This window comes from Moorena sp. SIO3H5 (assembly GCF_010692395.1).
Classification (GTDB): Bacteria; Cyanobacteriota; Cyanobacteriia; order Cyanobacteriales; family Coleofasciculaceae; genus Moorena.
Genome location: NZ_JAAHHS010000063.1, coordinates 1 through 12,055 on the forward strand (window position 1 = coordinate 1; position 12,055 = coordinate 12,055).

At 44.8% G+C, this 12,055-nt stretch carries 14 protein-coding genes; 5 read left to right on the top strand and 9 right to left on the bottom strand.

Annotation, left to right across the window (positions count from 1 at the left end):
* From F6K52_RS09835 to F6K52_RS09850, 4 genes are all read right to left on the bottom strand, one after another.
* Positions 1 to 1,056 (bottom strand): calcium-binding protein (locus F6K52_RS09835; protein ID WP_293076865.1); only part of this gene is annotated, 1,056 nt, incomplete at its 3' end.
* A gap of 328 nt (positions 1,057 to 1,384) precedes the next feature.
* A complete protein-coding gene (locus F6K52_RS09840) occupies positions 1,385 to 1,564 on the bottom strand; it encodes a hypothetical protein (RefSeq protein WP_293076867.1) in 180 nt (59 codons plus the stop codon).
* A gap of 287 nt (positions 1,565 to 1,851) precedes the next feature.
* The gene (locus F6K52_RS09845; RefSeq protein ID WP_293076869.1) at positions 1,852 to 2,472 is read right to left on the bottom strand and encodes a class I SAM-dependent methyltransferase; all 621 of its coding nucleotides are present in this window, start codon (positions 2,470 to 2,472) and stop codon (positions 1,852 to 1,854) included.
* A 216-nt stretch (positions 2,473 to 2,688) separates the two neighbouring features.
* Positions 2,689 to 4,305, bottom strand: a complete 1,617-nt coding sequence (locus F6K52_RS09850; protein ID WP_293076871.1) for a radical SAM protein — start codon at positions 4,303 to 4,305, stop codon at positions 2,689 to 2,691.
* A 293-nt stretch (positions 4,306 to 4,598) separates the two neighbouring features.
* On the opposite strand from F6K52_RS09850, the gene F6K52_RS09855 reads away from it, so the two are divergent.
* From F6K52_RS09855 to F6K52_RS09865, 3 genes are all read left to right on the top strand, one after another.
* Entirely contained in the window at positions 4,599 to 7,118 is a 2,520-nt protein-coding gene (locus F6K52_RS09855) for a penicillin-binding protein 1A (RefSeq protein WP_364416902.1), read from the top strand.
* A 251-nt stretch (positions 7,119 to 7,369) separates the two neighbouring features.
* A complete protein-coding gene (locus F6K52_RS09860; protein WP_293076873.1) occupies positions 7,370 to 7,570 on the top strand; it encodes a hypothetical protein in 201 nt (66 codons plus the stop codon).
* A 263-nt stretch (positions 7,571 to 7,833) separates the two neighbouring features.
* Positions 7,834 to 8,844: a glutathione S-transferase family protein gene (locus F6K52_RS09865; protein WP_293076919.1), complete on the top strand. Its 1,011-nt coding sequence runs from the start codon at positions 7,834 to 7,836 to the stop codon at positions 8,842 to 8,844.
* Positions 8,845 to 9,340: 496 nt separating this feature from the next.
* On the opposite strand, the gene F6K52_RS09870 is transcribed toward F6K52_RS09865, so the two are convergent.
* Together F6K52_RS09870 and F6K52_RS09875 are read right to left on the bottom strand one after the other, a co-directional pair.
* Positions 9,341 to 9,781, bottom strand: a complete 441-nt coding sequence (locus F6K52_RS09870) for a hypothetical protein (protein ID WP_293076875.1) — start codon at positions 9,779 to 9,781, stop codon at positions 9,341 to 9,343.
* Positions 9,782 to 9,783: 2 nt separating this feature from the next.
* Entirely contained in the window at positions 9,784 to 10,044 is a 261-nt protein-coding gene (locus tag F6K52_RS09875; protein WP_293076877.1) for a hypothetical protein, read from the bottom strand.
* 358 nt (positions 10,045 to 10,402) lie between these two features.
* Here F6K52_RS09875 and F6K52_RS09880 point away from each other — a divergent pair, with 358 nt between their 5' ends.
* Positions 10,403 to 10,597: a hypothetical protein gene (locus F6K52_RS09880; RefSeq protein ID WP_293076879.1), complete on the top strand. Its 195-nt coding sequence runs from the start codon at positions 10,403 to 10,405 to the stop codon at positions 10,595 to 10,597.
* Between the two features lie 78 nt (positions 10,598 to 10,675).
* On the opposite strand, the gene F6K52_RS09885 is transcribed toward F6K52_RS09880, so the two are convergent.
* A complete protein-coding gene (locus F6K52_RS09885; RefSeq protein WP_293076882.1) occupies positions 10,676 to 11,065 on the bottom strand; it encodes a type II toxin-antitoxin system VapC family toxin in 390 nt (129 codons plus the stop codon).
* Entirely contained in the window at positions 11,052 to 11,315 is a 264-nt protein-coding gene (locus F6K52_RS09890; protein WP_071105801.1) for an AbrB/MazE/SpoVT family DNA-binding domain-containing protein, read from the bottom strand. The genes F6K52_RS09885 and F6K52_RS09890 overlap by 14 nt, the downstream gene beginning before the upstream one ends.
* A gap of 139 nt (positions 11,316 to 11,454) precedes the next feature.
* Here F6K52_RS09890 and F6K52_RS09895 point away from each other — a divergent pair, with 139 nt between their 5' ends.
* Positions 11,455 to 11,610 carry a hypothetical protein gene (locus F6K52_RS09895; protein WP_293076885.1) on the top strand — a complete coding sequence of 52 codons (156 nt, stop codon included), beginning with the start codon at positions 11,455 to 11,457 and terminating at the stop codon, positions 11,608 to 11,610.
* 146 nt (positions 11,611 to 11,756) lie between these two features.
* On the opposite strand, the gene F6K52_RS09900 is transcribed toward F6K52_RS09895, so the two are convergent.
* Positions 11,757 to 11,972, bottom strand: coding sequence for a hypothetical protein (locus F6K52_RS09900; RefSeq protein WP_293076886.1), 216 nt, complete (start codon positions 11,970 to 11,972; stop codon positions 11,757 to 11,759).
* Positions 11,973 to 12,055: the final 83 nt, after the last annotated feature.

Consider the following 12,055-nt stretch of genomic DNA (forward strand, 5'->3'; position numbering starts at 1 on the left):
TCCACCAATTAATCTGTCTCGACCATTACCACCTTTAAGGGAGTCGTCTCCAGCACCACCGATTAAACTGTCTTGACCATTACCACCTTTGAGCAAGTCGTCTCCAGCACCACCGATTAAACCATCTTGACCATTTCCCCCAATTAAGGTGTCATTTCCTCCAAAACCAGAAAGAGTATCTCGACCATTAGCACCTTTGAGCAAGTCGTCTCCAGTACCACCAACTAAATTGTCTGAACCATTGCCGCCAATTAAGGTTTGATCATCATCAGCTTCATTAATAACTCCAATTGCATCTAAATCGAAACCTCCTCCTCCTGGTGATTGTGGAAAAGGGTCAAAAATAGGATTCTCCGTTGCATCGAGAAAAGCACCACTGCCTGGAATATCTACCAGCCGGACGAAGTTAATCTCGTTAAGATCCAACAAACCACTCTTTACTAAAGAATCTTTACTTAAATCTTCTAGATCGAAAGGAGTCCCAAACGAATCACCACTCACTTCGCCTGTAGTATTGTCTACAAAAGCATTATTGACATGCTTGCCTGCTAGATTAAAAATTTCTGTTGAGTCTACAACTCCAAACGAATCTACTGGTTCGGACGTTAGGGAAATACTAGGAAAGCGAGCAAAATTACTTCCGTCAGTAGAAACTTCGACATAAGCTAATTCAGCAAAAGTTCCTCCACCAAAATCGAAGCCGTTTTCAAATACAACAAAGTCAGCTCCCTTTCCATTACCAATTGTCACATCGAAGGTTAGTGTTATCTCACCTGGTGCGACTCCAGCATCAATTTGCTCCTGGGAAAGTTCGCCTAAAGAAACTACGTCATCAAATTTAGCAGTAACTTCTCCTAAAGCTTTATTTGGATCTGAAAAATCGGCAATCACTCCTGGAGCAGGCGAATAATCCTCTACCCCTGTAGCAAAGCCCACAAAAATTGGATTGACAAAGTTTTTTTCTGTAACTTTACCTGGTCCATCGGAACCAACAAATCCGGGTACTCCTGGATCGAAAGGATTAGTTGGGTCGAAAGTTGATTTGGAAAATTTCATGCTAGTCTTCCTCTAAGACATATCTTTAAAACCTCCTGCCCTATCCCAACTTTGGGAGAGGTACTGGGGGTGAGGAGTACATAAGTTTGTCGCTTTGTTAATAAATACAGAACTTACGCAGCAAGTCTACCTTTAGGGTCTGTTAATAACGCACCCTACAAATTATATAGCATTTCTAATGGATAACCCAATCAGATCCACGCCATCACTGAAATCGGTAATCACATCTGAAGCGGTACGAGCAGCTACAATTCAATGTTAATCACCCTTACTTTCTAGGTTTAAGGTCATTTGATTCTAAAATTTTGTCACAGTCCCGCTAAAGGGACTAAGTGCCAACCGGTTCGGGTGACTCAGTAGCTCCGTTACCTTCGGCCTCAATGAGCTCCATGTCCTCATATTTATCAAAACACTTACGCTTAGCAGCGACAGCGATATCGAGAACAATGGGTACTTCTAATTTGATCGGAACTTGGAACACACAGGGGTTATAGTATTTGTAAGGCATGGGTTTTACCTCTTGCTGCAATTACGTTTCATCAACACATTTATAAAATATCAGATATAACCCCAACTTGACGGTACCCTTGAGGGTACTTTTTCTGTTAAGAATAATTAACGTTAAGTTATTTTAACTAGTTAAGCGGTGTCTTTTTGACTTGACGGAATCCAATGCTCTAAGCCGCTACCGGAACAAATGAAGTAGAGAACAACTATTACTCAACCCTAGAGTCGGATTTTCGGTTTGAATTCACTGCTCCCTGCTCCCTACTCCCTGCTCCCTCAAAACCTAACCTAATTGAAAACGGCTCTACTACTACGGCAAATTAATCCTTCTGAGCCAAAATGTGTGTAAGAGTATGGATTATTCTGATCTGGCCACAGTTGCTGGCCTTTCTCAACTCCAATTTCTTTAACTACTTCTAACTTACCGTCATCGATCGCTTCATTAACTGCCCTATAGACGCTTTCCCATGCTCCGTAATCATCAAAAATTATCAATGCATGATTAAATCGCTTTAAACAGTTATCAATATCTTGTTTGATATACTCATATTTGTGACGTGCATCTATTAAAACCACATCAGCAGGAAAGGTTAACTGATTCCAATCAGAAGTATACACATCAAATTTTTGGAATTTTACATGGGAATTAAAAATATTGTTTAGTCTTGCTACTCTCAGATACCTATCGTTAACATCTAAACCCAGATATTGAGTGAAGTGATCCGCTAGGTGCTTTGCGGTCATGCCCTTGTAACATCCTACCTCTAATAAAGTAGATTTTTTTTTCGGAAAAAACTGTTTGACATGATCACGGAATTGTTGACTAACTGTCCAACAATCTTTTCTTTTATCTACAGGTAGGACTATATCCTGCCATGTATTCTGTATTTCAGTTAAGAGCTCAAGCATAGGTTGTAACTAGTAATAGTAATAAATCTAAGCATTCAGCCGAAGGCCTGTGGCCACGCTACGCGAACAGCTGTCAGCCGTCAGCTTATTTTATTCAAAAGTTGTTCGGAGCTCAAGTAGTGTGGCCACAGGCCTTTGGCTGAACGCGCACGCGTGCGCGTAGCGCATTAGCTGAATCCTTAATAATAAACTGACGCTCCACACCTACCACACGCCCTATTCCCCATTCCCTGCGCCCAGGGCTTTAGCAGCACCTAAGTGCTTAAGCAAGGTGGCTTGGGGAAGTGGCCCAAGCAGATGACTCCAAGGCAAGACTTGCTCTGTTGACCAGTCGGTATAGACGTAGAAGTCTAGTTCAGGTATCTGTCCTCGCAATTGTTTAAAGGCACGGCGGAAACTGCCTAGGGAATCCCCATAATGCCTGGTTAGTTCTAATAGTTGGGATAAACGACGATCCCCTCGGGAAATCAGTGCTTGAATTACTGACCAGTTGTAGCTTTCTGGTCGAAAGTCTATGGCTTGCGTCCGCAATTTTTTCTGCAACAACTTGAGGCGCTTCTGGGCTTCGGGATTGACACCAAACCACTGAAAGGGTGTATGAGCTTTGGGAACAAAGGTAGAGCAACCTAGGGTTAAGCCTAGACCGGGCGCTGCTTTCTTAATCTGTTCCATCATCGCTACAGTTTCTTCAACATCTGCTATTTCCTCTCCCGGCACTCCAACCATCCCATAGAGTTTCAGACGTTTTAATCCCCCTGCTTTAGTATTCACTGCTGCTTGGATAATTTGGTCATTGGTGAGCTTCTTATTAATAATCTCCCGCAACCGTTGTGAGCCACTTTCTACTGCAATCGTAATGGAACGGGTGTTACGTTTAGTTAGGGTTTGGGCTAGTTTTTCAGTAACTGTATTGGTTCGCACTGAGGCAATACTCAAGCGCACATGGTCGTATTGTGGCTGATTTAGGTAATCTAACAACACATCAAACTCGGGATGCTGGGTGACGGATGCTCCCAGTAAGCCAATCCGGTCTGTTACCTTTAATCCCCTTTCTATAGCTGGAATCAAGGAATCGATCGCGCTAGGAGTACGAAATGGTAAAGTCAGGTAACTGGCGAGACAGAAACGACACATTTCTGGACAACTTCGCACCACTTCTACCATGTAGATGTTTTCCCAAGCGGCTTTTTCGGTAACCACTGTGGAAGCAGATAGGGTATTGCCCCGATAGGTCTGTTTAGATACGGTGGCAGGAATCTGATCACAGACTGGTTTAATGGATGCGATCGCACTGGTTAGGTCATGGTAGGTTACCTGATATAGACTGGGTATATAAACTCCAGGTACTTGGGCCAGATGCTGGAGTTGAGTATTACGTTCAGCAGTGCGAACCTCTTGATAAGCATCAATAAAATTATCTAGCAGGATTTCCCCATCTCCGAGCAAAATCACATCAAAGAAGTCAGCAAAGGGTTCTGGATTAGCCGTTAACACGGGACCCCCACCAAACACTAGGGGATGGCTAGAGTCTCGTTGTGCTGAGTATAGGGGTATCTCCAAAAATTCCAATCCCCCTAAGATATTGACATAATCTAATTCCCATGATATAGAATATCCTAGTAATTCTGGATGTCTCGGTAATGGCTCATGGTAATCGGTGAACAAGCGGCTGACCCTTAGGTCAGGGCGCAAGGCTAAAGATGCCCACACTATCTGGTAGCCGAGACTAGTAATACCGACGTTGTATTGATTAGGAAAGGCAAAGATAGTAGGAATGGCATGGTCGTCAGCAGTGGCTGGTGTAAACAAAAGACGTTCGGAGGAAAATACCACAGGGTTTAAAGAGGACGTATTGGATTGAAAAATAGCAAAAAATAACGTTTATTTTAATATTTCCATTATGCTTTGGTCATGATTAGTCGCTCACCAAGGGCTTAACTAGTAGTGAAAAATAACCAATAATGAATGACCAATGACATCATGACTACTACGTATAAATCCGGATTTTAGGCAAGCAGAAGGAAAAAAGTTACAGATTCACTAAATTTAAAATTTTAAGCCCTAAAATAGACAACAAGTTATACGACAACATGTTATGGCTGCTTTTGTATTGCTAAGGAGTTGATGTGTCAATATTTTCCCCGAAGCCCCAAGATCGGCATAGCCACAACTCTGAGAATCTCTCAAAGAAACTGGCGAAAAAATCGGATTTGAATCAAAGTGTTGAGTCTAATGATGGCAAGCACCCCTCACCAAAGCCAAGACGGCGGAAGCGACCGAGGGTAGTTGCCCAAACTCTCAACGGAATTAAGCGTGTATCTAGTACGGTTATCAAACCGCTAATTGGACCAAAAGCAATCTATCGTCGCTCCTGGTTTTGGCTCGGACTAGGGGTGGGTGGCAGTGCGATCGCATTGGGTTGGGGTTGGCAAAAGCTAGAAAGCTCTCTGCCAGATTCTACTAAGGATGTCTTGACCTATGTTCGAGATGGCACGATCACGATTAAAGCTGCCGACAGCACTATTATCCAGCAAATTGGGCCAGCTAGCCATGAGACCCTCAAGATTTGGGAAATACCCGAAACCCTGATGGAAGCGTTCATTGCCATTGAAGACCAACGCTTTAAAGAGCATAAAGGGGTAGATTCCCAGGGTATTCTTCGTGCTACTGTGGCTAACCTCAAAGCTGGGGGAGTAGTAGAAGGTGGTAGCACGATTACTCAGCAACTCGCTAGAATTGTTTTCTTTGATCACGAACGCAGCATCGTACGGAAACTCAAAGAAATGCGCATGGCGCAGAAAATTGAGCAGGATTTGAGCAAAGATCAAATCCTGGAGCGCTATCTAAACTTAGTCTATTTGGGTTCCGGTGCTTACGGGGTTGCTGATGCCGCTTGGGTCTATTTTAGTAAACCGGTAAAAGACCTGACCTTGGGAGAAATGGCAACACTGGCGGGATTACCCCCAGCTCCTAGTGTTTACTCGCCATTGTTTGAGGGCAAAATCGATAGCTCTAGGCAAAAAGCAGCCAAAGAGCGTCGTGATGTAGTATTGCAGCGGATGTTGGAAAATGGCTACATCTCCCAGGCTGAAGCCAACAAAGCCATGGCCGAGCCCCTAACTATTAAGGCAAGCCAACCGAAGCGACTGGAGCGTAAAGCATTCTATTTCACGGAATATATTCAACAAGAATTGCCCAAATACGTTTCCAAAGAAGTACTGGCTAAGAAAGGGCTGACCATTGAAACTACAATTAATTTAGAGTGGCAAGATGCTGCTGAAATCGCTGTCCAAAAGACCATGAAAACCTATGGTCGTTACCAGCGGTTTGGACAAGCTGCACTAGTTGCCGTCGATCCCCGCAATGGTCAGATCAAAGCCATGGTTGGGGGTAAGGATTTTAATGACTTAGATAGCAATAATTACCTCAATCGGGTCACCCAAGCTCAGCGTCAGCCTGGTTCTACATTCAAGACATTCGTGTATGCCGCAGCAGTAGCAACAGGGATGTCTCCCTATAAAGGCTACATGGATGCGGGATATATAGTAGATGGTTACGAACCTAAAAACTACAGTGAGAGATTCCGGGGTTCGATCTCAGTGCGGGATGCCCTGATTTCTTCGATAAATGTAGTAGCAGTCAAAACCCTAGTGGATGTGGGCTGGGACCCAATCATCAAACTGGCTCAGAAAATGGGGATTAAATCCAAACTCCATTCCACCTACTCCCTAGCCTTAGGAGCATCTGAGGTAAACCTGTTAGAACTCACCAATTCCTATGGCACCTTAGCCGCCCAAGGTATTCACCACGATGCTCATGGAATTCGCCGCATTATTGACCAGCACGGTAAGGTGATTTATGACCACAAAGTCGAGGGTGAGCGAGCTATTGATGCAGAAACAGCAGCCATTGTGACCTGGATGCTCAGGGGTGTAGTTACCGGGGGTACTGGGACAGCGGCTCAAATTGGACGACCAGCAGTTGGAAAAACCGGTACTACTGATGATGCTCGTGACCTCTGGTTTGTGGGCTATATTCCCCAATTAGTAGCTGGGGTTTGGTTAGGTAATGATGATAACAAGCCTACCAAGGGATCTAGTGCAACTGCTGCTGCCACCTGGCGTCGGTTCATGTTGGAGGTAATCGAAGACTTAGACCGTGAGTCCTTTACTGAGCGCCCCAGGAAGTTATCAGGTCGGGAAGCTACCATTGAAGCTCAGCCGATTAAACCTAAACGAGTTGTTTACAAAAAATTTGTTCCCACTACCGTTACAGCTTCCACAACTCGGTCAAGGAGAAGAACTAGTTCAAGACGAGGTAGTTCAACCAGAAGAGCTAGTTCTACACGGCGGCGTAGTAGTCGGGTCAGGGTATCTAGGAAAAGCTCTCAACCCAAACGGTATTACCGTCGCAAAGCTACAACAACTAAACGGTCTTATCCCCGTAAAAGTACCACCAGACGCTATACTCCTAGAAACACTGCCCCGAAACGGCGGTCAGCACCAGCAAGGCGCAGACCAGCACCAGCACCAGCACGGGCAAGGCGGGCACCAGCACCGAGAGTTGCTCCCAAACCGGCGGCTCGTCCTAAGCCTCAACGCAGGCCAGCAGGAGGTCCCTTAGCTCCCCCAGCAGCTAGAAAGTAGTTGCTGTTAGCCGTCAGCGGTCAGCGGTCAGCGGTCAGCCGTGGGCTTTTGGCCCACGCTGCGCGAACAGCTTTGTGGCACAGGCTTTGGCCTTTGGCCACGCTGTGCGAACGACGCTGGGAGGTAGCCTATAAGCTGAATACTGATAGCTGAATACTGATAGCTGATAGCTGAATGCTGATAGCTTACCCTATCAAAGCCATCATGCTGGATGGTACGATAACGGAAATACGAGAAAATCTAAACTGGCTATGTATGTATTGATGGAAGCAGGCAGTTTTCCCTTGTGGTTTACCCTAGTGTATGTTGTGGGTTTTGTGGCAGCAGTTGTGATTGGCTCGATTGCCTGGTACAACTCTAAACGTCCTGCTGGTTGGGAAGGGTCAGAAAGTCCTAATTGGGTACCAAAAATCGATGATCCAGAAGATAATTCTAAGGCAGACGAAAGCTAACAGAAGTTAGTTTGGTTGGGAAAACCAGAAGATTTGACTCAAAAAGAACCGTGGCTTGAACACCGTAAGTCACGGTTCTTTTTTAGCACTACTAGGGTAATCAGGCCACTGTTCAGAATTTGTTGGTATCGTATATATAGCACTACGCATTAAGGTGTTTGACATTGATGCAAACAGCAAAAGCTGTTATAGAAAACTTTAGCATGCATGCCTGTTGCCTTTTGCCTTGCCCGTAGCGCTATATGTCTTACTAAATGACCATCATGACCGGAGCTGCTGAAACTAAGAAGAAAGGCAAGTCACTCCCGCCAACACTGATCATCAGGTTGGGAAAGTTTGTCTGGACAACTCTCTGGCAAATGATGATGTCGAAGCTGGCTCCACGGAATAATTCTGGAGAGTACATTCGCCCTGCCAGCCAGTTTAGGAATTTTATTGGGACAGAAGCAGAGAATTCTTACCAACCCGAAGCAGGACGCTACTGTCTTTATGTAGGACTCGGTTGCCCTTGGGCGCACCGCACTCTGGTGGTCAGGGCACTGAAGGGACTCCAAGAGGCAATACCGGTATTCATTGCCTCTCCTTCTTCAAATCAGGGGATTTGGGTATTTAATGATCAGCAAGAAGGGTGCGACACGCTTCCTGAGCTTTACGAGCTGGCACAAACAGGCTACAACGGTCGTTGCACAGTTCCAGTGCTGTGGGATAAACAGAGCAAAACCATTGTTAACAATGAGAGTGCAGAAATTATCGTAATCCTGAACTCACAGTTCAATGAGTTTGCTACTAATCCTACCCTAGACCTTTATCCAGAGGAACTGAAGGAAACTATTGATGGGTGGAATGAGACAATCTACCACACGGTGAATAATGGAGTCTATCGCTGTGGTTTTGCCCAGACCCAAGAGGCTTATGAGAAAGCTTGCGATCAGCTATTCACAACCTTGGATAAAATTGATCGAGCCCTGGAGACCAGTAGATACCTGTGTGGGGATAGGGTAACTCTGGCGGATGTGCGTCTATTTACCACTCTGTTCCGTTTTGATGTGGTCTATTATGGATTGTTCAAGTGCAACCGTTTCAGAATTCAGGACTACGATAACTTAGGTCCCTATCTGCGTGACTTGTATCAGCTTCCCGGAGTTGCTGATACCTGCAGCTTAGAGGATGTCAAGCGGGATTATTACGGAAATCTGTTCCCCCTCAATCCAGGTGGAATTATTCCCAGTGGCCCTGATTTGGCTAGCCTGCTTAAACCTCATGGTCGGGAATAGGGAATAGGGAGTAGGGAGTAGGGAGTAGGGAGTAGGGAGCAGGGAACAGGGAACAGGGAACAGGGAACAGGGAACAGGGAATAGGGAAACAATTTTGTTTATCTGATTACTATGAAGAAAGCTATCAGCTTATGCGCTACGCGCACGCGTGGGCGTTCAGCTATCAGCCCATGCTTAAACTATGATAACCGCTATAGTTGCAATTAGTGTAAGGGTTAACAGCTGAGTGCGATGGCCTTGGCCTTTGGGCCACGCTACGCTCCGGAAGCGAACGCGCCCCGCGTGGCCAAAGGCCTCAGCTTCCGCGCTTATGCGATTAGCCCGAAGGGCGTTGGCTAGCGATCAGCTTTGCTGCGCCAAAGGCGATCGCATTCAATTCAATCAATAGGGTACCTAAATGAATTGTAATAATTTTTGTTCCCTACTCCCTACTCCCTGCTCCCTGCTCCCTGTTCCCTTTGCGATAGATAATAATTAAACCATTAACAATTTATCTTTAATATTTAAAAGGATATAATTTTTTTACAGATTGCCGAGATAGAACAACAATCGTTAAAACTCCAACAAGTGTGCCAAATGGTCTGAACCAGCAGAGTAGGCAAGCTATCATAAATGAAAACCAATAATTCTTGCTTTTTCTGAGCATATATCCAGAGAGAATGATAGCAAAAGCAAATATTTCTCCAAGGAGGAAAAGTATGCCACCAGAAATGACTAGCAAATAGCCAGGCAAGTCCGATGAGACATTTCGTGATAACTTAAACCACTCTGATAACTCTCCTGATAAGTCTGAAGGAATTGAGTCAGTTGCACCAATCATGAACAGACCAAAAGGAATATATAACATTAGTATAAACAGGGAGTAAAATCCAAAAAATCCCCCAACCATATAGTGAGTCAATGATAAAATATTTAACTGCTTTTTAGGATTTCTCATAACTAGAAATTAGTCGAATTCCCAAACTTCCCAAACTGTCCCAAGTTAGCACACCTCCCATACTTCCCTGCAATACTCTCTAGGTGAGCAAAAGCCTGAGTGTGAACTGGTGCAGCTCGATTCAATGCCAAAAATTTTCCTAGTTTAACTCCCTTCGTCATCACAGAAAACTCAAGAACTGTTTTACCTTCACCATCTTTCTTAGCTCGACGCTCTGGCTCAGGAGATTTTTCTAGTGCGATGCTCCTTGGCCTTTGGGCCACGCTACGCGAATGGAGCCGCTAAGCGATTGACATTTGGTCACGCTACGCGATCGCTTTTGTAGCTTTTGTAGGGTGGGCATTGCTTGAAACCAACTCTCAAACCTGCCGGGATTTACCAGAGCAATGCCCACCAACGAGGGTACTATTTGGTTAAAGGTTATTTGGTTAAAGGTTAAAGGTTATTTGGTTGTTCGCGTAGCGTGGCCATTCGCGTAGCGTGGCCAAAGGCCTTTGGCCAAGGTCAAGGCCAAGGTTAAAGGTTATTTGGTTGAAGCTTTTGTAGGGTGGGCATTGCCGGTTTGCAATTCTCAACTCTGCCCAAATTTCCCTAAGCAATGCCCACCAACCAGGGTACCCATTGCTGGTTTCTAACCCCCAATCCTATCCGAATTCACCTGAGCAATGCCCACCCAAAGATTTTTGGGTATTGGTGGGCATTGACCATGTCATTGCTCGGCCTTCAATCATGATTAAGATTGGCCAAAAGGCCACGCTACGCGATCAGCAATGCCCACCCTACGATTGTCTAGATTGGTGGGCATTGCCCATGTGATTGATCGCTGTTCAAATGATCTCAATCAGCAATGCCCACCCTACGATTCTAAATTATTCATTCTAAATTCTAAATTCTTTAGAGCTTATTCACCCGAGATTGGGTTAACCCTTGAGCTTTTTTAGCAAATTTCTGATCAAACGTGTAAAACTCTGAACAATGCTGACTCAGGGCTAAATGAAAGGCATCAGCAAAATCTAAACCATTTTCATGCCATTGGATAACTTGAGCCATCAAGCTAGGGTTGGCAAGATGAACATTGGGTAAACCAAAAAGATTTCTCAACCCTTGACAGATAGCGGCGGGTTTGAACTTATAAGCAAAACGCAAAACCCATTCCGTTTCTAGAATTACCGTATCTGCAATAAAAACCTCTTGATTCCTGAAAATCTCTACACTCTTGTTGAACTGTAACTGATCATCCTGAGTCAATAGCCGAACAACCATATTCGTATCAACAGCGATCATGCCATAACTCCTCTATCCCTTGCCGAATCGCCTCATCCATATCCTCAAGACTTTTAGGAGTGCCGTCATACTTTAAACAACCAGCCACTTCATTTAATAATGTTTCTGGAAAAGGGTTTTTCGGTTTTAAAAGAATCCCATCTCCCGTATCAATCGCGATTAACTCAAGACCTGCTTCCCAGTGATGAGCATCTCGTAGAGACTTAGGAATAATAACTTGACCTTGACTCAACAATTTTGTCGTTTCCATAACCTAATCATTCAGGGGTCAGCTGTCAGCCGTTAGGCTTGGCTCACGCTACACCGAACAGCTTAACATAAACCTCTTTCCCATAGCGTGGCTTTTGGCCTTGGCTAACGGCTTAATGGTTACAGTGCGATTGACATGCATGTCAAGCTACGCGTACGCATTTTCCAGTGCTTGTCCGGTGGACATTGCCTGTTTCCAACAGCAGGAAATTGCGTTCGCAAATACCTCTAGTTTAAGTTTGGTTAGAAGAAGAGCGATTGACCTTTGGTCACGCTACGCGATCGCATTTTTTTAGGTGGGTATTGGTGGGCATTGCCCATTTAATTGATCGGGGTTCAATCATGATTAAGATTGGCCAAAAGGCCACGCTACGCGATCAGCAATGCCCACCCTACGATTATCTACTCCCGACTCCCGATTCCCGATTCCCGATTCCCGATTCTACGATTCAACTACTACTTCCGATGGCTGAGTGTTGTTTTCCCCTGTATCAGTTCCTTCGCCTAAGGTTTCTTCGAGTACTTGAATTGCGCCACTTATCCGAAGTAAAGTTTCTCGTAGGTTGGCTTGTTTGGCTTCTAGTTCGGCTAGCATTTTTTGACCAGCTTCATATTCGGATTTCAGGGATTGTAAGCGTTGTTCGAGTTTTTCTTTCATGGTTTAATTTAATCAGTAAAAAAAATTTTTTCAATATCTTGGGCATTGGTGGGCATTGGGCATTTAATTTATCGGGGTTAAAT